Here is a 25,232-nt window from a genome sequence, read left to right on the forward strand (position 1 = left end):
TTCATTTTAAAAAGTTATTTCTGAATGCATCAGGCGTTATCCCCTCGTACTTTTTAAAAAAGCGGTTAAAATAGGAATTGTCCTGAAAATCCAGCTCATAAGCGATCTCTGCTACGGTCATATTCACATTGGTCAGCAAGCGTTTTGCCTCCAGCAGCACCCTGTTGCGGATGAGCTCACCGGCCGTCATGCCCAGCAGGTCCCGGCACAACGCGTTCAGGTGGTTGGGGGTGACGTACAATAAATCTGCATATTCCTTTGGCAGCCGCATTAATTTATAATTTGAGTCGATCAACCGGCGTAAATGCTGCAAAAGTACTTTTTTTTGTTCAGGAATTGCTTTTGTGCTTCGCCTGGTGAGCCCGTTTTCCATGAGCAGAAAAACTTCCAGCAGCCATACACGCACCATATCCTGCTGCGGAGCTTCTCCTCCGGCATACCGGATCACGTCTTCCAGCAGCCGGACTATTCTGGTATGTAATGCCTCAGGCAACCGGAACACACACTCATCAACTACGCCGCTGAAAAAAGAAAAACGCTCCGGGTAATAGGGGTTCAATAGGAAATCCCTGAAAAAATGCTCCGAAAAATTAACCACATAACCAGTGACCGCTGATGTAAAATGCCAGCTGTGCACCTGCCCCGGAGTCATACAGTACACCTGAAACGGCTGTACTTCAAAACGGCTAAAATCTACCGTATGCGTTCCTTTTCCGGAGGTAAAAAGTACCATATGGTAAAAAGAATGCCGGTGCGGCCGGTGCAGGTGCTCATAGTGCTGTTCCAGGTACAATGCAAAAGGAGCTGCCAGGAAATCGGACCGCTGTAATGCTTCCGGTTGCAGGCTCCGGATGGAGTAAACAGGTATTTTCTTTGTGCTGCCCATTTGCTGCGCAAAGGTAAACCGGAAGCCGTTCCTGTCCCGGACTAAAAGTGGTTATTTATGGTACTTTTTACTGATCTTGCTAATTGAAGAGGGTTCCTGGTAAAAAATACCATCCTTTGAACAAACATTCTGTCAATAAAAAAGCCCCTGATCGCCGCTTCAAAAGGAGCCGGCTAATACTTTAATTCAATTTTATTATTTGCCCGGTTCACATCTGCCATGCGCTGCGATGGGTCAATTTCTCCTACCTGTATATCTGTCAGCCGGTGGTCTGTGGAAAGGGTGTAATATTTATTGGTCCAGGGCCAGGGCTTATGAGTGACCCATTTGGAATAGGGATCATTTTCCCTGGGCTTGACATTGTACATAAGATCCAGCGGAATAGTATGCATTTCTGTTGATCCATCCTTAAAAGTAATTACAAAATCTACCGGCATCGGCATCAGGCCGTCATCACGCAAACGGATCTGTGTTTTACCGCCTTCTTCCCAAAGGCTGTCAATGGCATAGTCGATCGTTTTAGTGCTGTTGATCCAGAATTCCTTGTACCAGTCCAATTTTGTACCGCTTGTCTTTTCAGCCACCCGTATAAAAGCGTCCGCATCAGGGTGTTTGAATTTCCACTGGTCATAATAGTTGAGGAATACCCTGTCTCTTACCCCCGCGCCAATAATATAGCCCAGTTGTTCCAGGAAGATGGCGCCTTTGGCATAACTGCCTATTGTATAGGCCCTGTTGGTATTATAATGATCAGCATGCGTGCTCAGGGGCTCTTCCATCCGGCTCTTTACAATACTAAAATAGCTTTTATAGGAGGCTGCCTGCGGAAAAGCTGCCGTATCCCCGTTTAACCAGTTGGAGATTCTTGCATCTGCATAGTTGGCACTGCCTTCATCCATCCAGGGATACATACTTTCATTGGTGGCCAGCCTGCCGTAAAACCATTCATGCATCCATTCATGCAGCCAGGCGCCAGGGCCTGCTAACAGGGTAGCCATAGGATATTCCATGCCTCCATCGCCACCGGTTATAAAGGAATATTGCTTATAAGGATAGGGCCCAAATGTTTTTTCAATATAAGGCAATGCTTTTGCTGCATTCGTAAGGATCTTCTCCCATTCTTCCGGGGTCGATTTGGCTGCTTTATATAAGAGGTGAAAAGTAAGATCTTTTCTTATCTTTTTTGTTTTATGAATAAATTCCGGATCAGCCGCCCACATAAAATCATGTACCCGGGGCGCTGAAAATTTCCAGGTCAACTTGTCGCCGGCAGGACGGTTTACTTTTACACCGGCCTCCTCATACCCATAGCCAACCTGGTTGGCATTTATTAAATAGCCCGTTCCTCCCAGGATATAATGCTTATCGATGGTAATATTCACTTCAAAATCGCCCCAAACACCATAAAACTCACGTGCCACATAAGGTGTAGGGTGCCAGCCCTGACGATCGTACTCGCACATTTTAGGGTACCACTGGCTCATGGAGTACCGTACTTTGGTATCGGGGTTATCCCTGCCGCTTCTTCTGATCTGCAAGGGTACCTGCGCTTCAAAATTCATGTTAAAGGTTACCTTTTGCTTTGGCAAAATGGGTTGGGTTAGCTTTACAATCAATAGGGTTCCCTGCACTTCATAGGGCTGCGGCACCCCATTCATGGTGAGCGACTGTACCTTCTGGTACCCTATTTCATCAGGTTTCAGCTTGCTGATCCGGTCTGTTACCCGCGCATCCCAGTCCGGTTTATCACCTATGAGAATGGTGCCCTGCCTTTTACTGCGCTCATCCATCATGCTTCCCGGCTGAAACGCGTTCCAGTATAAATGATAAAATACACGGTCTAAAGTGTCCGGAGAGTTATTCCAGTATTCCAGTTGCTGCCTGCCCGTAAACCGGTTGGTGGTTACATCCATATTTATGTTCATCACATATTTTACCTGTTGCTGCCAGTAACAATCCTGCCCTTCTGCCGCTGCAACCAGGAACAAGGATGATAAGATCAAGAAACACTTAAGCGTACGCATATTAAAAAATTGATTTTCGCCGGAAAGTAATTAAAAAAATGAAACAGGAAAGGCCAGAAAGGAATAATGGCCTTAATAAAGGAACAACGGGTTGTGGGTGCTATAATATCTTTCCTTCAAAACTGTCAATACCATACATTACCCGTTCCTGTTAATTCAATGCAGCACGTATCCCCGCCCGGGCAGGCATAACAGGTTTTATAACAACAGCTTACAGGGGAACCGCAGGATTATAAAAAATTACCTGAAGGAGTGCGTTATAAATTATTTTGCGATTTTTACACGCACAAAAATCATTTTTAAATATGAAAACGTTTGTTATCATTGCCTGTTGCACTTTTTTATTCAGTTGCAAAAACAGTAATACAGCAAAAAATGAATCAAAAAGCGATACCGCCACCGGCAACAGTACTACCGAAAAGGCTGGAAAGGCCTGTTTTCAGCTGGCTTTAAACCGCGATACTTTTGATCTGCGCTATACCAGAAATAACGATACGATCAACGGAACAATGCGTTTCAATTATTTTGAAAAAGATAAAAGCGCGGGTACTATCCACGGTATTTTTAGCGGGGATACTTTAAAGCTCTTTTATGACTTTCAGTCTGAGGGTAAATCCAGTGTCCGCCAGATTTACTTTAAACAGGAAGAAGAACAGCTGATCATGGGCACCGGCGATGAATATACAAAAGGTGATAGCGCATTATTGAAAGATCCTTTAAAGGTACAGTTCAACGGAATGATTTATAAGAAAACCGGTTGCGGAAAAGAATAGGTAATACTTACCGGCCCAGCTCATTGCGCAATCGTTTTATCTCATGCTGCAACGCATGTATCCTGTTCAGCAGGTGCGTTATGGCTTCCAGCCCTTCCATATTAATATCCATATCATAATGCATGTGCATGTATTTCTCCAAATCGGCCAGTTGCTCAAAGCTGATAAAGTAAGCGTCCTGTTCCTGTTTTAATTCAATAAGCCCGTATTCATCCAGGGAACGGATAAAAGAGGCTTCAATACTGTAATAGGAGCAACATTCTTCTATTGATATCTGATTTGCAGTTTCCATAATTCATTATTTCTTTTCAGCCTCCCTGGCCAGCTCTTTAAACAATTCTTTTTCCTTTTCTGTAAGGTTCCGGGGCAGCCGGATCTGGTAGGTTACATACAGATCACCAAATACGTCATCTTTTTTATATACAGGAAAGCCTTTCCCCTTCAGCCGTACCTTTGTGCCGTTCTGCGTTTCAGGGGCGATCGTCAGTTTTACTTTGCCGCTCATTGTATCAATCGTTTCATTTCCGCCCAGAACGGCTTTATACAGGTCTAAAGGCACATCCAGGTACAGGTCATTGTCCTTACGTACAAAGGGAGTATCATTATGGATATCGAACGTAATATAAAGATCTCCGTTAGGGCCACCGTTCACTCCTGGTGCGCCGTATCCGGCAATCTTTATTTCCTGCCTGTTCTCAATTCCGGCAGGAACGGTTATGCGGATGTTCTTACCATTGACCGTAAAGGTTTGCTGATGCGTTTTATAGGCTTCAGATAAATTGATCTGTAAAGCAGCCCGGTAATCCTGGCCCTTGAATTTTGTCTGGCGCCGCCTTCCGCCATCGCCTCCGCTGCCAAACATAGAGGCAAAGAAGTCAGAAAAATCGCCTCCATCGTCAGTGTTAAATGCATAGTGCTCTCTGCCGCTAAAAGGATTGCCGCCGCCGGAATATCCGGAAGCCTGCTGCTGCCTCTTTGCTTCCTCAAACTGGTCTGCATGCTTCCAGTCTGCCCCATACTGGTCGTATTTCTTCCGTTTTTCCGGATCGCTCAGTACTTCATGCGCTTCATTGATCTGCTGAAACAGCTTGACAGCTTCTTTATCATTGGGGTTCAGATCCGGATGATGTTTCCGGGCCAGTTTCCTGTATGCTTTTTTTATATCCTCTGCTGTTGCATCCTTATTAACACCAAGAATCTTATAATAATCTATGTAATCCATCTGTTCAAAAAATATGTGTCAAGTTAATACTTAAATCAATAATTTCCAACAGAGTTCCTGATTCCGGGTTATTTACTTAACAAGAAAAAGCAGTATAAGCGCAATGCTTACAAATGAAATCACCCATAAACTGATCAGGGATGTTTTAAGAATAATTGCATATTTTTCTTTATACAAACGATCTTTCATGAAGAGATACATAACGACCGAATAAACACCGTTTGCAACAATCCAAACTACAGGAAACAGAATATAAGGATTCATTTGATGTGGTTTAGTGCCGATAAAAATAATTGAAAAAGCATGCAGGGCAATACTGTTCCTGTTAAATTCTTATTTTTTTAATATTTGAAAAAAATACAAATATCTACCGTTCTCTAAACCAGCCTGTAGCAATTGCTAATAAATGTTGGCCGTTCTGCTCAATGTAATTATTTTTACTCAAAAGTTGAAATAAATGGAGGTAGCAATTGAACCATCATGGAAGAAAGAGCTGGAGGCCGAATTCAAAAAACCTTATTTTGAATCGCTTGTACATCACCTGAAGACAGAAAAACAGGCCGGAAAAATTATTTATCCTGCCGGAAAAAATATTTTCAACGCCTTTAATACCACTCCATTTAATAAAGTAAAAGTATTGTTACTGGGGCAGGACCCCTATCATGGACCCGGGCAGGCCCATGGTCTTTGCTTTTCTGTTCAGAAGGGCGTACCGCCACCGCCGTCTTTGGTTAATATTTATAAAGAATTGCATGACGACCTGGGAGTGCCCGTTCCCCGTACCGGCGACCTGACCAAATGGGCACAGCAGGGGGTTTTTATGCTCAATGCTTCATTGACCGTACGCGCCGGTGAGCCCATGAGCCATGCAAAAATCGGCTGGGCGATCTTTACCGATGCGGTCATAAAAAAAGTGTCGGAAGACAAGGAACATGTTGTATTTATTCTATGGGGAAAATTCGCCCAGGAAAAAGCGGCGCTGATCGATGCTTCCAAACATTGCATTATCAAATCCGCGCACCCTTCTCCGTTATCCGCCAATAATGGCTTCTTTAAAAGCAAACCCTTTTCAAGAACCAATGAATACCTGGTGGCGCATGGTATTGACCCGATTGACTGGAGGATTGAGGATTGAGATCAACTGATAATCTTCAGTTATCAGTTATTAGTTATCAGCATGTAGTTATCAGAACAGGGGGCAAAACTCCTGCCTGATATTCCCCACTTACCAGGATCAACCATGAACTATTGACCATGAACCATCAACCTACTTGCTACTTGCCATTTGCTAACTACCAGCTAACCTGAAACCCTTCTTCTCTTTGCCCCTTTCCTTTCATGAAGTATATTTGCGTTATATGTACCAGCTGTTACGCAAATTTTATTTCAATTTTGATCCTGAACGTGCTCATTATATGGCTATGCGTAACCTGCAGTTGTTTACAAAAACCAGAGCCGGTAAAAACCTGGTCCGTTCATTTACAGAACCACCTTTAAAAGAAACCCATTTTTTGAATCTGAAATTTAAAAACCCGGTTGGCCTTGGTGCAGGTTTTGATAAAAACGCCGTTTTTTTAAACGAGCTGGAAGCGCTGGGCTTCGGATTCGTGGAAATAGGCACGGTTACTCCCCTGGCACAGGAAGGTAACGGAAAGCCACGCCTCTTCCGGCTTCCGGCAGATAAGGCCCTGATCAACCGGATGGGGTTTAATAATGACGGAGCCGAACAGATAGCGCGGCGCCTGGAAGCCTGGAGGGAGCAAACAGCCGGCAGTAAAAATCCCTATCCGCTCATCATTGGAGGGAATATTGGCAAAAACAAGAACACACCAAATGAAAATGCCTGGCAGGATTATGCGATCTGCTTTAATAAGCTACATCATTTTGTAGACTATTTTGTAGTAAATGTCAGCAGCCCTAATACACCGGGGCTCCGGGAACTGCAGGATAAGGAGGCACTCAGAAAAATATTGCTGAACCTGGAAATGATCAATAACGGAAAGGCTTTTGCCAAACCCATCCTTTTAAAAATAGCGCCGGATCTTACCCAATCACAGGTTGATGATGTTATTGCACTGGCGCTTGAAATAAAACTGGATGGACTGGTGGTTTCAAATACCACAATTGACCGCAGCCACCTGCAGACACCGGTTACAACATTAACCGAGATTGGTGCAGGCGGGCTGAGCGGTAAACCGTTGCAATCCAGGAGCACTGCGCTGATCCGGTACATTACGGAACAAACCAACCACCAGATCCCCATTATAGGATCAGGTGGAATTTTTACAGGACTTGATGCCCGGGAAAAACTGGATGCGGGTGCATCACTGGTTCAGATATGGACCGGTTTCATTTATGAAGGCCCAACAATTGTAAAGAACATCTGCAAAGACTTATAAACCAAAAAACCTTATGCATCTTTTATTTATTTCCACCTCCGAAATCTTTTCTATGGAGTCGCTGATCAGTTTCCTGATCCTCGCCATCCTTGAAATTGTTCTCGGTATTGACAACGTTATATTTGTCAGCATTATCTTAAATCGCCTTCCGAAAGACCTCCAGAAAAAAGCGCGCCGTACCTGGATGTTTACCGGCATTATTACCCGCTGCCTGTTGCTGGCTGCGCTGAGCTGGCTGCTGAGCCAGAAAGGCAAATACATCATTCCCGAATCCTGGTTCGGCAAGGGGTTTGATCTTGCCAGTATTGTAATGCTGGCAGGCGGCCTGTTCCTTATTTATAAATCCGTAAAGGAAATTCACCATAAGCTGGAGGGGGAAGATCCGGCAGCAACAACAAAAAATCAGCCGCAACTCAGCTTTGGGCAGGCCATTGGTCAGATCCTTATCATTGACGCCGTATTTTCATTCGACAGTGTCATCACCGCAGGAGGTACTGCAAAGCATCTTGAAATCATGATTGCGGCCGTAATTGTAGCCATGTTTGTCATGTTCCTGTTCAGTGCCAGAATATCCAGCTTTATTATGCAGCACCCCACTGTAAAAATGCTGGCGCTGTCTTTTCTGGTCATGATCGGGGTAAGCCTTATTGTTGAAGGCTGGAATGCAGATATGGCCCATGAGCTGCACTTAAAGAATTACATCTATTTTGCAATGGCCTTTTCTTTTATTGTAGAGCTCCTGAACCTGTTCATGCGCAGAAAACAGCAAAAGAATGCAGTGCATTTAAAAGGCCCTGTTTTGCCGGGCCAGGAGGAAAAAAAATAAGCTCCTATACTTGCTTCCGCGTTTAGCTTTTGTTTTATCTTGTAAAAAGCCGGGTGGCTGAATCCTGCTGTTTTGAAATGAAGCCAGCTTCCAGTCGCCATTCTGCCGGCGAACAAACACATTGGTATTAATGGAGCGGCGGCGTTTCGACAGTTTTTTTTGCCAGCGGAACTTTATTCCTCCGGTTACAATAGTTACAGCCGTATCGGGGTTCAGCACCTGATCTGCCGGCTTTCCCACAGCAGCTCTGCACCGCGGAATAACCGGAGGCCTGCAAGCTGCTGATGCGCTCTGAGATTCTCTTCTATCCCTTTGAGATGCCGGCCATTGAAAGTAATATAATCACAATCTTCTGTAAAAAGTTCCCGGAACAATTCAGGAGTAGGCTCCCTGAAAATTGCGCTCATTTTCTCCAGTTTTTCATTAATGATTGCTTCGTCTCCCATAACCTGTTTTTGCACAAACCTAATTTACTCAATTGCTGCGGGTAAACCTTTTTAGGCTGCAAGGCGGTTATTACCGGCGGGTAGACTAAAAAGAACGGCAAAATTCCACTGGCCTGCCTGTTGGTTAAGCAGCATAAAAGTTATCGCGGAATGAAAAATCTTTTTTATATTGCGCGCCCTTTTATTCCAATTCGGGATGTAGCGCAGCCCGGTAGCGCGCTTCGTTCGGGACGAAGAGGCCGCTGGTTCGAATCCAGTCATCCCGACCAACATCAAATGGCGTCATGTGCCTTTACATAGCGCCATTTGATTTATCAATGCTTAGTTTTTGTAAGATAACGCCCGGTAAACAAGGTTTTCCATCATTAACATTCATTTTATAGCGTAACCGGGCACTGCCGGGGCTTTTATTCCGGGCAAAAAATTAACCAGGATCTGGACCTAACCGTATATGAAGCAATGTCTTGTACCTCATCATTTTTTTTTTACTTCCAGGGTTTTGATGGGGCAGATGCTCTAACCGAAGGAGCTTTCTCAACAGAGATTCTGTTACAACTTCCACTGATCAGGATACAGCTATTTTGGTATTCCTTCTGAACTTTGCCCTACTAAAAAACAGCGGCATTTTTTGATCCTGAAAAATTCATGTATGCCAAAAACTTTATCAACAATTAAACAGTAAACATATGCAAACGATACTAGGAGCCAATGGGCAGATTGGTGAAGAGTTGGCAAAAGCGTTAAAACGTAATTTCACTTCCGCCATCAGGATTGTAAGCAGAAGGGCAAAAAAGGTAAATGATACCGACACGGTCTTTCCTGCGGATCTGTCTGTTCGTGAAAAAGCTATTGAAGCGGTGAAAGACAGCGAGATCGCTTATTTCACTTTAGGGCTTCCGATCAGTTCGGATCTGTGGGAAAAACAGTTCCCGCTCATTACGAGAAATGTGATGGATGCCTGTAAAATCAATGGAACAAAACTGGTGTTTTTTGACAATACCTATATGTATCCCCAGGATGGCCGGGTGCTTACAGAAAATACCTTTTTCGCTCCTGTAGGAAGGAAAGGCAAGGTAAGAAAAGAGATGGCAGAAATGATTTTAAAGGAAATGCAGTCGGGCGAACTGGAAGCGGTGATTTGCCGGGCTCCTGAATTTTACGGTCCCGGCAAAACGCAAAGTATTACCAATACCTTGATTTTTAACAACATCAAAGAAGGCAAAAAACTGAAAGTTCCATTAAGCGCCGATAAAAAGAGAAGCCTGATCTGGACGCCCGATGCAAGCCGGGCCACCGCATTAATCGGGAACACACCCGATGCTTTTGGTCAAACCTGGCATCTTCCTGTTGATGAAACGCATCCCACCTACAGCCAATTTATTGCATTGGCTTCAGAAATTTACGGCCAGAAATTGAAATACGCCGTTGTGCCAAAATTTGTTTTTAAGATCGGTGCAAAATTCAATCACCGCATAAAAGAGCTGCAGGAATTACTTCCGAGATATGAGCATGACAATGTATTTGACGATTCAAAATTTAAAAGGCGTTTTCCTGATTTCGAGGTAACAACTTACAGGACAGGGATCGAACAGATCAAGAATGGGCAGCTTTCCATACAAAATTAAAAATAGTAATTTAGTGATGGATAAATATGAAAATAAAAATATGAAAGCCCCGGAAAAAGTTTCATCCATAAGTGCATTGCATCAGTTTTTGGGATTGAAAAAACCATCCAATCCGCTGATCAGCGTATTTAACTTTGATAATGTAAAACTGGAGCCGGAAACTATTCTCAGTGCAATAACAACGGATTTTTATGTAGTTGCCTTAAAGAAAGATTGTGCAGGCGGTAAATGTAAATACGGTCAGCAGTATTATGATTTTGACGAAGGGGTTATGTACTTTATTGCTCCGCATCAGGTATTACAGTTTGAAGATGTTCTCCTGAACGGCGTGAAGGGGTTCGTACTGGTTATGCACCCTGATTTTTTTCAGGGCTACCCTTTGGCATCGCAAATCAAAACCTATGGCTATTTTTCATATGCAAGCAATGAAGCGCTTCATCTTTCAGAAAAGGAAGAAAAATCCATAATGGATATTATAGAAAATATCAGCCGGGAAACCGATGCCAATATGGATGCATTTACACAGGATCTGCTGGTGTCCAATATTGACCTGTTGTTGAAATATTGCGACCGCTTTTATAACCGGCAGTTTCTTACCAGAAAAAAAGCCAGCAGCGATTTACTTACAAAGCTGGAAGCCCTGCTGGATAATTATTTTAAAAATGATCAATTGGTTGTATATGGCATTCCTACCGTCCATTTTGTGGCCAATGCATTGCATTTAAGCCCCAATTACCTCAGTGATATGTTACGGGTACAAACCGGCCAGACCACTCAACAGCACATTCAAAACCGGTTAATTGAGAAAGGAAAAGAACTTTTATCCACCACAGGAATGTCTGTATCTGAGATTGCTTATCACCTTGGCTTTGAGCATCCGCAATCTTTTCATCGTTTGTTCAAAAACCGTACCTCGGTTTCGCCGTTAGAATTCCGGGCTTCATTTAACTGAAAAATTCATCCGAAGAAAAATGAAATCTTAAACAGAGATTTTGTTACAAACTTCATTGATCGGGCTACCGGAGCCTGCTATTTTTGACACGAATTTTGCTACTGATCAATAACAAATTCATCAACAATGAAAGAGCTCCTGCTAATAGTAACCAACGTAGCTATGTATGCAAGCGGCAGGCTGAAAACCGGTTTGTGGCTGAGCGAACTGACCCATATATATCACAGTGCAAAAGAAAAAGGCTGGGGCATTACCATTGCAAGCCCTAAAGGTGGAAAAGTACCCATTGACCCGGAAAGCCTGAAACCTTTGGTTTTGGATAAAATTTCAAGGGATTATTACGAAAATCCGGCTTTTATGGATGAGCTGAACCATTCCGGAAGTCTGGAGGCCGTAAAGAACGATGCTTTTGATTGTGTGTATCTGGCAGGCGGGCACGCTACAATGTACGATTTTCCGGATGATGCCACGCTGCAAGCGATCATCAGCAATCAATACGGGAAAGGAAAAATGGTAGCAGCTATTTGCCATGGTGTAGGCGGATTGCTGAATGTGAAACTCCCCGATGGTGAATATTTGATCAGGGGAAAATCAATGACCGGCTTTGACTGGTTTGAAGAAGCGATAGCAAGGCGAAAAAGAGAGGTTCCTTTTAACCTGGAGGCAGCCATTAAGGAACGTGGAGCTGATCTGAAAAAAGCGTTTATACCTATGACTTCAAACGTAGTGGTGGACGGCAATCTGATCACAGGGCAAAATCCTTTCAGCTCAAAAGAAATGGCAAAGGTGGTTATCAGGGAACTTGAAAAACAATATTATTAAAATGACGCAGAGCAGGTCATTTATTCAACATTCATCACAAAAAATTTTATTATGCCTCAAATTATCCCGGCGGAAAAAGATCCGCAAATATTAACAGGAATCAGAGCATTTCTGAAAGAACTGAATAGCAGTGGCGGAAAGCCAATGGAGGAAATGGAGCCCGATGAAGCAAGAAAAGTGCTGGAAAGCGCCCAAAAATCTGTAAAAGTTGATACTTCCGGTATAACCGAAAAAGAAAAAGAAATCGTACAGGATGGCATTACTGTGAAAACCGTAATCGTAAAACCGGAAGAGGCAAAAGATACAGTGCTGCCGGTGTTTCTTTTTATTCACGGTGGCGGCTGGGTTTTGGGAGATTATCCGACGCACAGAAGACTCGTGAGGGATTTAGTGGTGAACAGCGGTACAGCAGCGGTTTTTGTAGACTATACCCGGTCTCCTGAAGCAAAATTTCCAACAGCTATCAATGAAATTTACGCAGTTACAAAATGGGTAGCAGCAAACGGTGCAGCAATAGGTGTGGATGGATCAAATTTAGCCATTGCCGGAAACAGTGTGGGTGGCAATATGGCTGCCGTAACCTGCCTGATGGCAAAAGATAAAGGCGGACCGGCTATAAAATTCCAATTGCTTTTATGGCCTGTAACAGATGCTGATTTCACCCGTGCATCCTGGCAGCAATACGCAGAAGGGCGATTTTTGACTGCAGGAATGATGAAATGGATGTGGAATCATTATTTACCCGATACAGGCAAAAGAAAAGAATATTACGCGTCACCATTGCAGGCATCATCGGAAAAGCTGAAAGGCCTGCCGCCGGCTTTGGTACAGCTGGCGGAAAATGATATTCTTTTTGATGAGGGATTAGCTTATGCCCGCAAATTAGATGAAGCAGGTGTGCCCGTAACCATTCAAACCTGCAACGGGCTTATTCATGATTACGGCCTGTTAAATCCGTTAGATCACATTGAAGCTGTCAAATTCTCAATAAAGGAAGCGGCATTAGGGTTACGCAAAGCATTGTTTTCTTAACATCTGAATTCATGTATCAGTTACTCCTGACTACAAACATTAAAATATTAACAGGTCCAGGTCAGTTTAAGGCCATATAAACAAAGTATCAAGGTACGGTTATGACCATGCTCTCTACGCAGCTCTTATCGTATAAAGGCCTCCTCAAGAAAAACAGCCGAAGGCCTTTGTGAATATGGTCTTTTCATATTAAAAACCCAGCAATCATCCCAACCCTTTTACAACGCAACAGGTCTTTTTGCTGCTGCGTTGTATTATTTTCAGGCTTTCTATAAACCATTGTTTATTAATTGCTCCTTTATTAATATTAAATGAAATAAAAGCGCATAAGCTACGTTCCTCATTCAGATTTTGCGGGCAATATCCTTACTTTTGCAGCCTCAAAAAATAATAAGAAAATGACGGAACTGGCGCCATGCCCATTATGCAAATCCCTATATACCTACCAGATGGATAACCTGCTGGTTTGCCCTGAATGCGGACATGAATGGAACCCGGAAGACAATGATACAAATGAAGATGCGCTTGTGGTGAAGGATTGCAACGGGAATATACTTCAAAACGGCGACACCGTTATAACCATAAAAAACCTGCCGGTGAAGGGCGCTTCCCAAAGTATAAAAGCGGGAACCAAAGTAAAAAATATCCGCCTTGTGGATGGCGATCATAATATTGACTGTAAGATTGACGGTTTCGGAGCTATGGCGCTCAAATCAGAATTTGTGAAGAAAGCCTGATCTGATCCGCCGTGAATCCGATTTGCATATACACCCCATCAGGCGGATTCATTTTCCTGGCGAGTAAAAGTTCTGCCGGGCTGACCCAATGGCTGCTATACTGAAGGAATAAGCCTGATGAAGCGGCGCGCCACAGGAAATGGATAAAAATTAAAAATACCTTTACTTTTATCTTCCAGAAGAAGAACAACAGCACCTTTAACAAATAGCAGATGGATGATCCGCAATTCAATTTCCAGGTCAGAAAGAAAATAATCCTTTTTGCCTCCCTGCTGCTTATCGGCATTATTATTATTGCCCTCAACACCTGCGGGAACGCTCAATGACAAACCTATCCTTTAATCTTACCCAACCTAACAGGCGCACTTGTACAGCGGAACCAATCAGTATCTTTGCATTCAGAAATCTTATATTCAGATATGTTCAGGCATAAGGGAAAAAGCAGGCGGCTGGTGCACAATCTCAAACTGGCATCACTCTTATCTTTTGTTGCAGGCATTGTAAATGTAGCCGGGTTCTTTGCGGTACAGGTGCTTACCACTAATATTACAGGGCATTTTGCCTATTTTGCAGATGGAGTTGTTAAAAAAGATGCAGCTGCTACATGGGTGTTCCTGATCTACATTATATCTTTTCTTTCAGGGGCTTTTGTTTCCAGCACCATTGTTGAAATTACAATAAAGCGCAACCAGCGTTATGCCAATGCAATACCTGTGTTTACTGAAATACTGCTGCTTACGGGCGTTGCGCTGTCAGGTACCGGCGTTGCGCAAAAGCATGCGTACATCATCGCCTGTACGCTTTTATTTGCCATGGGACTGCAAAACGCGCTGGTAACCCGTATTTCCAATGCGGTGGTGCGCACTACGCATCTTACAGGGCTGTTTACTGACCTGGGCATTGAGCTTTCCCAGCTATTCTTTTACCGCAAGCCGGAGCAAAAAAAGAAACTGAATGCGTCCATAAAATTACGTTTTGCAATCATCAGTTTCTTCTTCTTGGGGTGTATTGCAGGCGGTATCGGCTATATTAAATACAATACCGGTATTCTGTACCTGGCTGCGGGCTGCCTGTTTGTAGGCATCATTTACAGTGACGTCCGGTACCGGCTTTTATTGCTGAGGAAAAATTTTCCCGATCTGAAGATCCATTCCGGTAAATAAACGATAGCCTGTGACAGTAACAATGGGCCCTTAAAACGCGGTTTCAGTTAAAAATGCAAATCTTTTTGTGTCCGGGCTTTGTGCGCCCTTACTACAGGCACAGAAGGCAGTGTTAAAACAAAAGTAGTGCCCCCGGCGGCATCGCTTGTAAAAGTCAGTTGCCCGCCCATTATATCTGTAAACTCCTTACAGAGCATCAGCCCAAGCCCCGTTCCTTTTTCCGATTCAGTTCCAAACCTTGGTCTGGACTCCAATGAGAATATATGCGGTTGCAATGCTTCAGGAATGCCGATACCATCATCCCTTACTATGATCCTGCAATCAGTGCCATCAATTTGGGCCGACAAACAGATATTACCTTCTTTTGGCGTAAATTTAATGGCATTCATCAGCAGGTTCCGCACAATGAGCTCAAGCATCTGCCGGTCTGCCATAACTCCCGCATCCTCCGGTAAATCAGACCGGAAAGTGATCTGCTTCCTGCTGCTGATGCTGCGCGCCAGGTCATTAACAGACCGGAGCGCATCACTAACGGCCAGGGGCTGAAGGTTTGCATGAAAGTGTTGCTCCTGGTTTCTTGTCCATAAAAGAATATTGGAAAGCATTATAGACGTATTCTTCGTCATTACCAGCAACTGGCTGTTTATTTCCTTTTTCTCTTCTTCTTCCAGGTCAAAATCTGCCAGCATTTCCAGGTAGCCCTGCAAGGAAGCCAACGGTTCTTTCAGATCATGCCCAAGTATGGATAAAAGCCTGTTCCTGGTATTGTTTGCCGCCCGGAGCGCGGCGGATTGCGCTACCAGTTCTTCACGCTGACGGTTATATGCTTTCCGGATGTACGCTGTAATCAGGAAAGCAAATCCTGCAATAATGCAATAAGAAGTAGCCAGGTCAACATACCTGCTGGTTGCATTCCGGTAGGTCAGCCGGATCATTCCCGGCTGCATCAGTTCCACGGTCATCAGGCCGGTGATCAGCAGCACATTCAATGGCAGCCATATGTAATACTGCCGGGTGGGCGAAGTGGCCACTGAAACCAGGAAGGCAAGCAGGAAGATGGTATAGGTAGGCCCGTTGATGCCGGAATTGAAATAATAGTTGGCAATAAGGGCTATATTTACAAAAACCTGGAATAGAGCCACACTTACCGGGTACAGCCCTTTAAATCTTGACAGGTAATACAATACGCCGGCCACCACAGATACCCCGCTTAACAGAAGCGGTACCCGGGGAATGCCCAGGTAAACAGCAATGGGAATATTAACGGAGATGCAGGCTATAAGCCCGATGCATACCGCATGAAAGATCCTTGCTTCCAGGGTAAAAAAAATACTGCTGCCTATTAACCATTTGCAATAACGTACCATATCATCCTTTAATGTGATCCTCTTCTAAAAACTTGTCTTTTGGCGCTGCTTCACCAGCCGGCGGAGTATACAGGAAGGCCTACCATGATTTATATACCAGTGATATGCGATCTTTGCTGTGCTCTGTTCATGCCTTTTTCTTAACCCGTTCAATAAAAACGCTGACCATTGGATACTGCTGCACTATAAAACCCGGAACCACCCAAACAGTCAGATTTAATAGCGTAAAGATATAACGATTTCTGAACCTGCTCAATATTACCCTTCTTATTGTATTTTTATCCTCAATTATGAGTATTGAAACAACTGAACCAAGATCATTGCCGGTACTGGACAGCGAAGAGATCCGCGTATTGGGAGCGTTGATGGAAAAGTCAAAAACCACCCCGGAATATTATCCCATGACACTGAATGCACTCACCGCTGCCTGTAATCAAAAAACAGCGCGGCACCCGGTAGTGAATTACAATGAGCAGACGGTTGCCCTGGTGCTGGATCGTTTAAAACGGAAAGGCCTGGCTGCAACAGTAACCGGCGGTAGCAGCAGGGTGGTAAAATACAGGCATACGATTGCATTAAATTACCAGTTTACCCCTGATGAGCTGGCTGTATTGTGCCTCCTCTTTTTAAGAGGGCCGCTTACCCCCGGTGAGATCAACAGCAATGCAGGCAGGCTGTATGAATTTGATGACCTGTCTGAAGTGCAAACCGTACTGGAAAAACTGTCCGCAGGCGCCATACCTTATATACGCCAGTTGCCGCGCCAGCCGGGACAAAAAGAAGCCCGTTATATGCATTTATTTGCCAATGCAGCTACCCTTGAAACCTATACCTCAGAACCCGCTGCTGCAGCCTCCGCGCCTGCTAATAACGCTATAGAAGAGCGCTTGGGCGTGGTAGAACGGGAACTGGCAGCCTTAAAAGCAGCTTTTGAGCAACTCATGAAAGAGCTCAACGGATAAAGAGCATCCCCCGTTCCCGGTTTCGGCATTACGGCTTATGTAAAATAAAAGATATTTTTGTCTTTTATTAAATTTGAAGCTATCTTCGCACTGAAAAAGAAAAAATGTTTTCAAAGACTTGTGAATATGCAATACGGGCAGTCCTGTTCATTGCCCATAAATCGGAGGGTGGCAATAAAGTAAGCATTAAAGACATTGCCAGAGGCATTGACTCCCCGGAGCACTTTGTTGCCAAGATCCTGCAAAACCTCAGTAAAAAGGGGTTGCTCCAATCACAGAAAGGCCCTGCCGGCGGGTTTTACCTGGATGATGCCAGCAGGAAGCATTCTCTGGCGGATATTGTAAAAGCCATAGACGGTGATAAGCTCTTTTCAGGCTGTGGGTTAGGATTGAAGCAATGCTCGGAAACACGCCCCTGCCCCATTCATAATGAATACAAAGAAATAAGGAAAAAGCTGATCTCCATGCTGGAAAAGGCAAGGGTGGGCATTTTCAGCGAGGAGCTGGCAAAAAACATGCTCTTCCTGAAACGGAAATAATTTTCAGATAATAAAAGATAAAAAGGTATTAATATCCTTTATATGAAATCACAAGGCTATTTAAAAAAGATCATCTCCTGTGCGTTCGCCTGTCTGGCAGGAATGGTGCGGTTGCAGGCGCAGACAATGCGTCCTTACAGGTTTTCGCTTGATTCAGGCGATGGGCCCCTGTTCATTTTGCTGGTACTTGCATTGTTCTTATTTGCTATTGTACTGTTATTGCTGGTTAAAGTGCAGCAGATCAGAGAACTGCTCCGGAAAAAAACAGGCAGACCGGACGCCTCCTTTTTAAAAGAATGCACTGGCAGCTTAAGCAGCCGGCAAATTGAAAGGGTACTGCAGACCAAGATCCCCAAAAATACTGTACGCATCCTGCTGGTAGCCTGGACCAGCCTGTCAGCTACAGATATTCCGTTAAATACATTTGCGCAGGCAGCAGCAGATGCAACCCATAAACCGCTTTTAAGCCAAACGGGCATCCTCATTACCATTGTACTGTTGCTGATCCCCATTTCATTAGCAATTGTGCTATTGACCATTAAATTAAAAAATGTATATACCCGGTTTCAAAACAGGCAAAATCTGGAAAAGGCCGGTCAGCTGGCAGCTTACCTGGATCATTTACCGGAACAAGAGGCAGCCCGGCTGCTGAGCAGGAGAAAACAGGCGCTGGATTATCAATTATCGAACAGGGAATTATCCGGTGATCAGCCTGCTGAGGATAAAAGGGGCCTGCTGAGCATCAACGGGGAGCCCGGCCTGCCCATAGTTGCGGTGAAACAAAAAGCGCAACAGCGTCCGAACATAGACCCGGAGTTGGGGCGCCTGGTGCTGTGGTACCTGGGCTGCGCCACATTCTGGCTGTTATTCGGCACTACCGTTGGGGAATATATAGGGATCAAATTTGTAGCGCCGGATGCGGATCATATAAGCTGGCTCAGCTTTGGCAGGTTACGGCCGGTGCATACCAATTCGGTTTTCTGGGGCTGGGCTTCGCTGGGCATGTTGGGGCTTGGCTATTATATTGTGCCACGGGTATGCAATACAAAGCTGGCTAATATAAAATGGGCATGGTACAGTTTATACCTGATCAATGCGTCAGTAATAGCCGGCACGATCTGCCTGCTGGCCGGCATTAATAATGGCGGCGGTGAATACCGCGAATACATCTGGCCGGTAATGCTGCTGTTCGCGATCGGGCTGGTCTTAACATTGATCAACTTTATGAAAACCATAGCCCGGCGCACCACAAAGGAAATTTACATCTCCAGCTGGTACATCGTTTCATCCATCATCTTTACCATTGTTATTGCATTGGTAGCTTATATCCCTTACTGGCAAAACGGACTGGGTGAGACCATAGCACAGGGCTATTATATGCACCAGGGTGTGGGAATGTGGTTTATGCTGTTCACGCTTGGTATTGTATATTACTTTCTGCCGCAGCAATTGAACAAGCCCATTTATTCCTATAGCCTGGGTATCCTCGCCTTCTGGACGCAGATCCTATTTTATACCTTAATAGGAACACATCACTTTGTGTTCAGTGCTATTCCCTGGTGGCTGCAAACCGTTGCCATTGTAGGAAGTGCCGGCATGGCTATTCCGGTCATTGCCGGAACCACTAATTTCCTGATGACGTTTAAAGGAACCTGGTATAAGGTCAAGGGCAGCTATACGCTCCCCTTCTTCCTGGTAGGCACCGTATTTTATTTTACAGGCTCTATGCAGGGGACAGCAGAAGCGTTTCGCGAAACAAACCTGATATGGCACTTTACTGACTTTACTGTGGCACACTCCCACTTGACCATGTATGGCATCATTTGCTTCTTTTTGTGGGCAGCCATATACGCGCTCATACCCAGGCTCACGGGTAAGGAGGCTCCGCAGATCACCATCGGGGTGCATTTTTGGCTGGCATTCATCGGCATGCTGTTTTATACAATTCCACTGATGTATGGCAGCACTTTAAAAGGCCTGTTGTGGAAAGAAGGGAAACCTTTTATTGATGGTGTAGTGCTGATGGCACCTTACTGGCTGTGGCGTGCCATCGGCGGCAGCCTGATGTGGCTGTCGCACCTGTTCTTTGCCTATAATATATACAGGATGTTGTCCAGGAGCTATATAGTAGATGTAAAAGAAGCGGCTATAGAAAAGCTGGAAAAGGACAATAACCTCTCCGCACAACCCATTGCATAATTTTCATTAAACCGGCAGCATGAATTTTTTTAATAATCATAAAAAACTTTTTGGAACCGCAGCATTGTTTTTTATTGGCCTTACTGTTATGGTGGCTATACTGCCCGCCATCAATAACCAGCAGCACAATGCCCCGCTGCCCGGCGCCTCCCCCCTGAGTACGGACGCCAGAAAGGGAAAAGCAATATTTGTAGCTAACGGCTGCGTTGCCTGTCATACCCAACAGGTGCGTAATGTGGATATGGATAAAGTTTGGGGAAGCCGCCCCAGCCTTGCGGCAGATTATGCAGCTATTCACCGTACCGATTTCTGGAGAAATACCGCTACCCTGATGGGCACAGAACGCACAGGGCCCGATCTTACAGATGTAGGCAACCGGCAGCCCGGCAAAGACTGGAACCTGGTGCACCTGTATAATCCCAGGGCGGTAGTAAAAGAATCAGTAATGCCCGCATATACCTGGTTATTTACCGTAAAAAAAGAGCCTGCAAAAAATGATGTGGTGGTTAATGTACCCGCCGGATTTATGAAAGGTGCAGATGGGAAAATAGTAGCCACCAAAGAGGCGCTTTACCTGATCGCCTATCTGCAATCCCTGAAGCAGACTCCGCTGCCTGACGGCAGCTCTGCCCCGGCATTTTTATACAAATCCGGAAAGAAAACGGTACCGGGAAACCCTGATGCAGTACCCGAACTGGACGGGAAAGCATTATTTGCCGCTAATTGCCAGGCCTGCCACCAGGAAAACGGGGAAGGGCTGCCGGGCGCTTTTCCGCCGCTGAAAGGAAGCCCGGTTGTATTGGGCGATGATCTGGAAAAATATGTAGACATTATTATGAACGGCTACGATGCCCGGCCTGAATATGGTGCAATGCCTTCCGTAGGAACCAATATGAGTTTTACAGAAAACGAAGTAGCCGCTATTATTAACCACGAACGTACCAGTTGGGGAAACAATGGCAAAAAAGTAACCCCTGATGAAATAAAGAAAATTATAGAACTGGTAAAATCCAAAGCTCAGAAATAATGAAAAGAAAAACAACAACCTCCTTATTGTTGCTCCTGCTGTTGCACCTGGCTGCAATAGCCTGCCCGGTATGCGAGCGCAATCAACCCCGGGTTTTAAAAGGGATTACCCATGGTGCCGGTCCCAATAACAGATGGGACTATATAATCGTATGGACAGCCGTTGTTATTGTACTGGCAACCCTGTTCTTTTCGGTAAAATGGCTGATCCGGCCCGGGGAAAAGTCCGCCAGTCACATTAAAAGATCCATTTTAAACAACCTGTAAGATGCATAAAAGCATTATATACATTTTTATTGATGAGGATCCCCAACCCGTTGCTGCAGTAGCCGCACCTGTAAATTTTGAACTGGATACACGCAAACTGGTTGACGGAGAGCATGTATTAAAAATTGTAAGCAAAGACCCAACCGGAAAAGAAGGCATCCGGAAAATCCCTTTTACAGTACGCAACGGGCCTTCCATTGCTATTGAGGGTATCAAAGAAAACGCTATAGTAGACGGGGTGGTGCCATTAATGGTCAATGCCTATGGTAAAGGGGATCAAAAGTCCTTTTTAATAGAGGGCAGCGAAACACCACAAAGCATTCCTGCATGGGTGTGGATACTCATCATCAGCTTTACAGGCTGGGCATTATTTTACCTGGCAAGGTATTTTTATATGACCTGATTATTTTATCATGACTGAAAAAAAAGATATTACAACAATTGAAGACATCCGCCTGCTGGTGGACACGTTCTATGGAAAGGTGAGAGCAGACGTCCTGATCGGCCCCATCTTTAACCGGGTCATTACAGACCGGTGGCCGGAGCACCTGGAAAAGATGTACCGTTTCTGGCAAACCGTATTACTGGGCAAGCACACCTACTTTGGAAGCCCTTTTCCACCACATGCCCGGTTGCCGGTGGAGCAAAAACATTTTGACAGATGGCTGAAGCTCTGGCAGGAAACGCTTAATGAGCTCTATACAGGCCCCGTTGTTGAGGAGGCCTTATGGCGAAGCGGAAAAATGGCAGTAATGTTCTTATCAAAAATAGCATACTACCGCGGCAGCGCCGAAAAACCCCTGGTATAAACAACCGTTTTTTTAATCCGTAAAATAAAATCAAATGATCGTTAAATACCCCTTTGCTGTTCCTTTGGTCTTTATATGGATCGGGTTCCTGTGCGCGATCAGCTTTATGGAGGCCTGGCTTAAGTTCAGGGCTCCGGGCATTACCGTGCCGCTGGGGCTGGGCATTGGTAAAATAGTATTCACGGCGCTCAATAAGGTTGAACTCGTTTTAGCAATTGCCATCGGGCTGGTTATTGTTACCGCCAAAACTCCTGCGTGGTCAAAAATGAACCTGTTATTTGCACTGCCGCTTTGCCTGTTAATACTGCAAAAGATCTGGTTATTGCCTTCATTAAATGCAAGGGCTGAATTGGCGATACAGGGAGTGCCACAGGCCCCGTCCTGGTTGCATTTTTATTTTGTTACCTGCGAAATCCTGAAGCTGGCGGGCCTGACCACATTTGGCATTTCTTTATTTGTAAAACCAACATAAAACAGAGGGCTATAAACACAGGATATAACGCCCTTACGCACCGGCGGGGAAGAAAACGGATCCCGGAAATGCGCAGGGTTTTCAGAAAATTTAAAAAGCACATAAATGCGCTCCTTCTCATTTTTAAAAACAATAAAAAAATAGATGATGAATATTTCTAAAGATGATAGCATTGGTACAATTGCAGCCAGCGACCTGCGTACCGGAATTGTATTTGAAAAATTCGGACTGGATTTTTGCTGCAATGGAAACCGGTCCATAGAAACGGCCTGTAAAGAAGCACAGGTCGATCTGAACAAAGTATTAAGTGCTCTTAAAGAAATTGATCCCCAGGGGAAGCCTGGTGTTGATTATAACACCTGGCCGCTGGACCTGCTGGCCGATTATATAGAAAAAAAGCATCACCGGTATGTATCAGCACAAATACCGGCAATAGAAGGCCTGCTTGAAAAAATAAATACCGTTCACGGGCAAAAGCACCCGGAGCTTTCTGAAATAAAAAAACTTTTTTCTGAATGTGCAGGAGAGCTGACAATGCATATGAAAAAAGAGGAGCTGATGCTATTTCCTTTTATAAAAAAAATGGTACAGGCCAGCCAGTTGCATACCCGGCAGCCATCCGCCCCGTTCGGCTCTGTGCAAAATCCCATATATACGATGCTGCACGAGCACAATACGGAAGGAGAGCGCTTCAATACCATCAGGTTGCTTACCAGTGATTATACGGTACCCCCGGATGGCTGTAACACCTACCGTACGGCATACCATGCCCTTAAGGAATTTGAAGAAGACCTGCACCTGCATATTCACTTGGAAAACAATATCCTGTTTCCCAAAGCAATTGACCTGGAAAAATCATTCTCCTATTTATAAAGAACCATATGAAAAGAGCCGAACAGATCATCCAGCTTTCCCGCGATCATCATTTCGGGTTACTGTTTTGCTGGAAAATCAAACAGGGCCTGTGTTTAAAAGTGGCCGCAGCGCGCATACAGGCATACATCCGTTATTACTGGCAGGAGCAACTGCAGCAACATTTTCATGAAGAAGAAACCCTGCTTTTCGGCAACAGGGAAGACCTGCTTTGCCGGCAGGCTATGAAAGAGCACAGGGAAATAGAGCAACTGATACAGCAAATTGCCGGGGGCAACCCTGATGTGGCGCAGTTCCAATCACTTGCAGACCTGCTGCATCGCCATATACGTTATGAGGAACGAACGGTTTTTCCCCATCTGGAAAAAACACTTACAGATGAGCAACTGAATAACGTTGGGAAAGCACTGCAGCAGTTGCATACAGCGCCCCCGGCTGACAACTTCCCGGACCCTTTCTGGGCCAGCCCCCAAAGCTGAAACAACAGTTTAAGGTACCCTTAACCAAGAAGCACAGGAGCAACATCCCGGAGGCCAATGCGGACCTGTTTCCTTAGTAAGCCGTGCTCCGTTTTTCAACTTATTATAACTTTGGTTGTTTAAATGGAAAACAAAAACCATTTGCCTGAACTTGATAAAGATTACTGGAATAACCGCTGGCTGGCAGGAGCAACCGGCTGGGATGTAGGCTATGCCACACCGCCCATTGTACAATTTATGCAGCAGGTACCTGATAAGAACATAGCGATACTGATACCGGGTTGCGGCAATGCCTATGAGGCTGCAGCGCTTTTGAACCTGGGTTTTACCAATCTTACTTTAATAGATATTGCACCTGCCGCAGTAGCAAACCTGCAACAGCTTTTTGGTAACCAGGTCACTGCCGTGTGTACCAATTTTTTTCATTACGAAGGGTCTTATGACCTGGTGCTGGAGCAAACATTCTTCTGTGCATTGAACCCTTCATTAAGAAAAAACTATGTTGCTAAAATGCACCAGCTATTAAATACAAATGGCAAACTGGCCGGGGTGTTGTTCAGCACCCGGTTCCCTGACCCCGGCCCTCCGTTTGGAGGTACAAAGCCCGAATACCGGCAGTTGTTCTGGTCAGGTTTTAAGATCATTCACCTGGAAGCATGTTATAACAGCATTCCTCAAAGAAAAGGCCGTGAGTTATTTATTGAGTTAATAAAGAAATAATTGAATAGATTGCATTGCATAAAATTTTATTATGTCTGCATTTATAACACAGCCCTGGCCCTGGTATATAGCCGGTCCGCTCATAGGGCTCATGGTTCCGGCACTCCTGCTCCTGGGCAATAAATCACTGGGCATCAGCTCTTCATTACGGCATATTTGCGCAGCCTGTTTTCCATCCAAAATACCTTTCTTCCGGTACAATTGGAGGAAAGAGGTCTGGAACCTGTTTTTTGTGCTGGGAATTTTAACAGGAGGGGCCATCGCTGCCCTTTTCCTTACCGGCTCTGAGCCGGTGCAGGTGGCACCAGCGCTGGTTGCTGACCTGGCTAAATACGGCATTCACGATTACAGCAACCTGGTGCCGCTGGACATTATCAACTGGCATGCATTGTTTACAATACGCGGCTTTTTACTGATGGTCGCAGGTGGGTTCCTGGTAGGTTTTGGCACCCGATATGCCGGAGGCTGCACCAGCGGTCATGCTATTATGGGATTATCCAACCTGCAATGGCCCTCCCTGGTAGCAACCATATGTTTTATGACCGGGGGATTCGTTGTAGCTAACCTGATACTTCCATGGGTGCTTTCTTTATAACTTAAAAATGTTCAAAA

General features: G+C 44.8%; 29 protein-coding genes and 1 tRNA gene. 23 read left to right on the top strand and 7 right to left on the bottom strand.

The window, feature by feature from the left end:
• Position 1: 1 nt before the first annotated feature.
• Both A8C56_RS14350 and A8C56_RS14355 read right to left on the bottom strand, forming a co-directional pair.
• Positions 2-886, bottom strand: a complete 885-nt coding sequence (locus A8C56_RS14350; protein ID WP_067757346.1) for a helix-turn-helix domain-containing protein — start codon at positions 884-886, stop codon at positions 2-4.
• A gap of 173 nt (positions 887-1,059) precedes the next feature.
• Positions 1,060-2,910: a M1 family metallopeptidase gene (locus A8C56_RS14355; protein WP_067757348.1), complete on the bottom strand. Its 1,851-nt coding sequence runs from the start codon at positions 2,908-2,910 to the stop codon at positions 1,060-1,062.
• Between the two features lie 305 nt (positions 2,911-3,215).
• Between A8C56_RS14355 and A8C56_RS14360 the strand changes: the two genes are divergently transcribed.
• Entirely contained in the window at positions 3,216-3,683 is a 468-nt protein-coding gene (locus tag A8C56_RS14360) for a hypothetical protein (protein ID WP_067757351.1), read from the top strand.
• 7 nt (positions 3,684-3,690) lie between these two features.
• Here the strand turns inward: A8C56_RS14360 and A8C56_RS14365 are convergent, their stop codons facing one another.
• Together A8C56_RS14365 and A8C56_RS14370 are read right to left on the bottom strand one after the other, a co-directional pair.
• Positions 3,691-3,975: a chaperone modulator CbpM gene (locus A8C56_RS14365; protein WP_067757353.1), complete on the bottom strand. Its 285-nt coding sequence runs from the start codon at positions 3,973-3,975 to the stop codon at positions 3,691-3,693.
• A 6-nt stretch (positions 3,976-3,981) separates the two neighbouring features.
• Positions 3,982-4,905: a DnaJ C-terminal domain-containing protein gene (locus A8C56_RS14370; RefSeq protein WP_067757356.1), complete on the bottom strand. Its 924-nt coding sequence runs from the start codon at positions 4,903-4,905 to the stop codon at positions 3,982-3,984.
• 457 nt (positions 4,906-5,362) lie between these two features.
• Here A8C56_RS14370 and ung point away from each other — a divergent pair, with 457 nt between their 5' ends.
• From ung to A8C56_RS14390, 3 genes are all read left to right on the top strand, one after another.
• Complete coding sequence (gene ung / locus A8C56_RS14380) at positions 5,363-6,040, top strand: uracil-DNA glycosylase (protein ID WP_067757362.1); 678 nt, start codon at positions 5,363-5,365, stop codon at positions 6,038-6,040.
• A gap of 223 nt (positions 6,041-6,263) precedes the next feature.
• A complete protein-coding gene (locus A8C56_RS14385; RefSeq protein WP_067757364.1) occupies positions 6,264-7,304 on the top strand; it encodes a quinone-dependent dihydroorotate dehydrogenase in 1,041 nt (346 codons plus the stop codon).
• A gap of 13 nt (positions 7,305-7,317) precedes the next feature.
• Positions 7,318-8,130, top strand: a complete 813-nt coding sequence (locus A8C56_RS14390; protein WP_067757367.1) for a TerC family protein — start codon at positions 7,318-7,320, stop codon at positions 8,128-8,130.
• 212 nt (positions 8,131-8,342) lie between these two features.
• Here A8C56_RS14390 and A8C56_RS14400 read toward each other — a convergent pair whose 3' ends face one another.
• Entirely contained in the window at positions 8,343-8,591 is a 249-nt protein-coding gene (locus A8C56_RS14400; RefSeq protein ID WP_157097992.1) for a nuclear transport factor 2 family protein, read from the bottom strand.
• A 177-nt stretch (positions 8,592-8,768) separates the two neighbouring features.
• Here A8C56_RS14400 and A8C56_RS14405 point away from each other — a divergent pair.
• The 6 genes from A8C56_RS14405 to A8C56_RS14430 all read left to right on the top strand — a co-directional run bounded on the left by A8C56_RS14405 (position 8,769) and on the right by A8C56_RS14430 (position 13,744).
• A tRNA-Pro gene (locus tag A8C56_RS14405) sits at positions 8,769-8,845 on the top strand.
• A 417-nt stretch (positions 8,846-9,262) separates the two neighbouring features.
• Entirely contained in the window at positions 9,263-10,201 is a 939-nt protein-coding gene (locus A8C56_RS14410) for an NAD-dependent epimerase/dehydratase family protein (RefSeq protein WP_067757375.1), read from the top strand.
• A 16-nt stretch (positions 10,202-10,217) separates the two neighbouring features.
• On the top strand, positions 10,218-11,153 hold the full coding sequence (locus A8C56_RS14415) for a helix-turn-helix domain-containing protein (protein WP_067762065.1): 936 nt from the start codon (positions 10,218-10,220) through the stop codon (positions 11,151-11,153).
• 126 nt (positions 11,154-11,279) lie between these two features.
• Entirely contained in the window at positions 11,280-11,975 is a 696-nt protein-coding gene (locus A8C56_RS14420; RefSeq protein ID WP_067757378.1) for a type 1 glutamine amidotransferase domain-containing protein, read from the top strand.
• Between the two features lie 51 nt (positions 11,976-12,026).
• On the top strand, positions 12,027-13,007 hold the full coding sequence (locus A8C56_RS14425) for an alpha/beta hydrolase (protein ID WP_067757381.1): 981 nt from the start codon (positions 12,027-12,029) through the stop codon (positions 13,005-13,007).
• Positions 13,008-13,405: 398 nt separating this feature from the next.
• Positions 13,406-13,744, top strand: a complete 339-nt coding sequence (locus A8C56_RS14430) for a zinc ribbon domain-containing protein YjdM (RefSeq protein ID WP_067757384.1) — start codon at positions 13,406-13,408, stop codon at positions 13,742-13,744.
• 95 nt (positions 13,745-13,839) lie between these two features.
• On the opposite strand, the gene A8C56_RS14435 is transcribed toward A8C56_RS14430, so the two are convergent.
• Positions 13,840-14,073 carry a hypothetical protein gene (locus A8C56_RS14435; protein WP_157097993.1) on the bottom strand — a complete coding sequence of 78 codons (234 nt, stop codon included), beginning with the start codon at positions 14,071-14,073 and terminating at the stop codon, positions 13,840-13,842.
• Positions 14,074-14,163: 90 nt separating this feature from the next.
• On the opposite strand from A8C56_RS14435, the gene A8C56_RS14440 reads away from it, so the two are divergent.
• The gene (locus tag A8C56_RS14440; protein ID WP_067762067.1) at positions 14,164-14,907 is read left to right on the top strand and encodes a YoaK family protein; all 744 of its coding nucleotides are present in this window, start codon (positions 14,164-14,166) and stop codon (positions 14,905-14,907) included.
• A gap of 47 nt (positions 14,908-14,954) precedes the next feature.
• Here the strand turns inward: A8C56_RS14440 and A8C56_RS14445 are convergent, their stop codons facing one another.
• On the bottom strand, positions 14,955-16,274 hold the full coding sequence (locus A8C56_RS14445) for a sensor histidine kinase (protein WP_067757389.1): 1,320 nt from the start codon (positions 16,272-16,274) through the stop codon (positions 14,955-14,957).
• A gap of 290 nt (positions 16,275-16,564) precedes the next feature.
• Between A8C56_RS14445 and A8C56_RS14450 the strand changes: the two genes are divergently transcribed.
• The 12 genes from A8C56_RS14450 (at position 16,565) to A8C56_RS14505 (ending at position 25,215) form a co-directional block, all read left to right on the top strand.
• On the top strand, positions 16,565-17,236 hold the full coding sequence (locus tag A8C56_RS14450) for a YceH family protein (RefSeq protein WP_067757391.1): 672 nt from the start codon (positions 16,565-16,567) through the stop codon (positions 17,234-17,236).
• Between the two features lie 104 nt (positions 17,237-17,340).
• On the top strand, positions 17,341-17,775 hold the full coding sequence (locus tag A8C56_RS14455; protein ID WP_067757394.1) for an RrF2 family transcriptional regulator: 435 nt from the start codon (positions 17,341-17,343) through the stop codon (positions 17,773-17,775).
• A gap of 42 nt (positions 17,776-17,817) precedes the next feature.
• Positions 17,818-19,974 (top strand): cbb3-type cytochrome c oxidase subunit I, encoded by a 2,157-nt coding sequence (locus A8C56_RS14460; RefSeq protein WP_067757397.1) that lies wholly within the window; start codon positions 17,818-17,820, stop codon positions 19,972-19,974.
• 19 nt (positions 19,975-19,993) lie between these two features.
• Entirely contained in the window at positions 19,994-21,001 is a 1,008-nt protein-coding gene (locus A8C56_RS14465) for a cbb3-type cytochrome c oxidase subunit II (RefSeq protein WP_067757400.1), read from the top strand.
• A complete protein-coding gene (locus A8C56_RS14470) occupies positions 21,001-21,267 on the top strand; it encodes a hypothetical protein (protein WP_067757403.1) in 267 nt (88 codons plus the stop codon). The genes A8C56_RS14465 and A8C56_RS14470 overlap by 1 nt, the downstream gene beginning before the upstream one ends.
• Before the next feature lies 1 nt (position 21,268).
• Complete coding sequence (locus tag A8C56_RS14475; protein WP_067757406.1) at positions 21,269-21,670, top strand: cytochrome C; 402 nt, start codon at positions 21,269-21,271, stop codon at positions 21,668-21,670.
• 10 nt (positions 21,671-21,680) lie between these two features.
• Complete coding sequence (locus A8C56_RS14480) at positions 21,681-22,076, top strand: group III truncated hemoglobin (RefSeq protein ID WP_067757408.1); 396 nt, start codon at positions 21,681-21,683, stop codon at positions 22,074-22,076.
• Positions 22,077-22,110: 34 nt separating this feature from the next.
• Positions 22,111-22,548 carry a hypothetical protein gene (locus tag A8C56_RS14485; RefSeq protein ID WP_067757409.1) on the top strand — a complete coding sequence of 146 codons (438 nt, stop codon included), beginning with the start codon at positions 22,111-22,113 and terminating at the stop codon, positions 22,546-22,548.
• A 144-nt stretch (positions 22,549-22,692) separates the two neighbouring features.
• Positions 22,693-23,421: an iron-sulfur cluster repair di-iron protein gene (ric, locus tag A8C56_RS14490; RefSeq protein WP_245645491.1), complete on the top strand. Its 729-nt coding sequence runs from the start codon at positions 22,693-22,695 to the stop codon at positions 23,419-23,421.
• 8 nt (positions 23,422-23,429) lie between these two features.
• Positions 23,430-23,900, top strand: a complete 471-nt coding sequence (locus A8C56_RS14495) for a hemerythrin domain-containing protein (RefSeq protein WP_067757414.1) — start codon at positions 23,430-23,432, stop codon at positions 23,898-23,900.
• 141 nt (positions 23,901-24,041) lie between these two features.
• Positions 24,042-24,620: a methyltransferase domain-containing protein gene (locus A8C56_RS14500; protein WP_245645493.1), complete on the top strand. Its 579-nt coding sequence runs from the start codon at positions 24,042-24,044 to the stop codon at positions 24,618-24,620.
• 31 nt (positions 24,621-24,651) lie between these two features.
• Positions 24,652-25,215 (top strand): YeeE/YedE family protein, encoded by a 564-nt coding sequence (locus A8C56_RS14505; protein ID WP_067757418.1) that lies wholly within the window; start codon positions 24,652-24,654, stop codon positions 25,213-25,215.
• The last annotated feature ends 17 nt before the right edge of the window (positions 25,216-25,232 follow it).

The sequence above is a fragment of the Niabella ginsenosidivorans genome, from assembly GCF_001654455.1.
Lineage (GTDB): Bacteria > Bacteroidota > Bacteroidia > Chitinophagales > Chitinophagaceae > Niabella > Niabella ginsenosidivorans.

Bases quoted from the DNA above. Each gene is read 5' to 3' on its own strand.
- A8C56_RS14350 (WP_067757346.1), bottom strand. From the start codon at position 886: ATGGGCAGCACAAAGAAAATACCTGTTTACTCCATCCGGAGCCTGCAA.
- A8C56_RS14355 (WP_067757348.1), bottom strand. From the start codon at position 2,910: ATGCGTACGCTTAAGTGTTTCTTGATCTTATCATCCTTGTTCCTGGTT.
- A8C56_RS14360 (WP_067757351.1), top strand. From the start codon at position 3,216: ATGAAAACGTTTGTTATCATTGCCTGTTGCACTTTTTTATTCAGTTGC.
- A8C56_RS14365 (WP_067757353.1), bottom strand. From the start codon at position 3,975: ATGGAAACTGCAAATCAGATATCAATAGAAGAATGTTGCTCCTATTAC.
- A8C56_RS14370 (WP_067757356.1), bottom strand. From the start codon at position 4,905: ATGGATTACATAGATTATTATAAGATTCTTGGTGTTAATAAGGATGCA.
- ung (WP_067757362.1), top strand. From the start codon at position 5,363: ATGGAGGTAGCAATTGAACCATCATGGAAGAAAGAGCTGGAGGCCGAA.
- A8C56_RS14385 (WP_067757364.1), top strand. From the start codon at position 6,264: ATGTACCAGCTGTTACGCAAATTTTATTTCAATTTTGATCCTGAACGT.
- A8C56_RS14390 (WP_067757367.1), top strand. From the start codon at position 7,318: ATGCATCTTTTATTTATTTCCACCTCCGAAATCTTTTCTATGGAGTCG.
- A8C56_RS14410 (WP_067757375.1), top strand. From the start codon at position 9,263: ATGCAAACGATACTAGGAGCCAATGGGCAGATTGGTGAAGAGTTGGCA.
- A8C56_RS14415 (WP_067762065.1), top strand. From the start codon at position 10,218: ATGGATAAATATGAAAATAAAAATATGAAAGCCCCGGAAAAAGTTTCA.
- A8C56_RS14420 (WP_067757378.1), top strand. From the start codon at position 11,280: ATGAAAGAGCTCCTGCTAATAGTAACCAACGTAGCTATGTATGCAAGC.
- A8C56_RS14425 (WP_067757381.1), top strand. From the start codon at position 12,027: ATGCCTCAAATTATCCCGGCGGAAAAAGATCCGCAAATATTAACAGGA.
- A8C56_RS14430 (WP_067757384.1), top strand. From the start codon at position 13,406: ATGACGGAACTGGCGCCATGCCCATTATGCAAATCCCTATATACCTAC.
- A8C56_RS14440 (WP_067762067.1), top strand. From the start codon at position 14,164: ATGTTCAGGCATAAGGGAAAAAGCAGGCGGCTGGTGCACAATCTCAAA.
- A8C56_RS14445 (WP_067757389.1), bottom strand. From the start codon at position 16,274: ATGGTACGTTATTGCAAATGGTTAATAGGCAGCAGTATTTTTTTTACC.
- A8C56_RS14450 (WP_067757391.1), top strand. From the start codon at position 16,565: ATGAGTATTGAAACAACTGAACCAAGATCATTGCCGGTACTGGACAGC.
- A8C56_RS14455 (WP_067757394.1), top strand. From the start codon at position 17,341: ATGTTTTCAAAGACTTGTGAATATGCAATACGGGCAGTCCTGTTCATT.
- A8C56_RS14460 (WP_067757397.1), top strand. From the start codon at position 17,818: ATGAAATCACAAGGCTATTTAAAAAAGATCATCTCCTGTGCGTTCGCC.
- A8C56_RS14465 (WP_067757400.1), top strand. From the start codon at position 19,994: ATGAATTTTTTTAATAATCATAAAAAACTTTTTGGAACCGCAGCATTG.
- A8C56_RS14470 (WP_067757403.1), top strand. From the start codon at position 21,001: ATGAAAAGAAAAACAACAACCTCCTTATTGTTGCTCCTGCTGTTGCAC.
- A8C56_RS14475 (WP_067757406.1), top strand. From the start codon at position 21,269: ATGCATAAAAGCATTATATACATTTTTATTGATGAGGATCCCCAACCC.
- A8C56_RS14480 (WP_067757408.1), top strand. From the start codon at position 21,681: ATGACTGAAAAAAAAGATATTACAACAATTGAAGACATCCGCCTGCTG.
- A8C56_RS14485 (WP_067757409.1), top strand. From the start codon at position 22,111: ATGATCGTTAAATACCCCTTTGCTGTTCCTTTGGTCTTTATATGGATC.
- ric (WP_245645491.1), top strand. From the start codon at position 22,693: ATGATGAATATTTCTAAAGATGATAGCATTGGTACAATTGCAGCCAGC.
- A8C56_RS14495 (WP_067757414.1), top strand. From the start codon at position 23,430: ATGAAAAGAGCCGAACAGATCATCCAGCTTTCCCGCGATCATCATTTC.
- A8C56_RS14505 (WP_067757418.1), top strand. From the start codon at position 24,652: ATGTCTGCATTTATAACACAGCCCTGGCCCTGGTATATAGCCGGTCCG.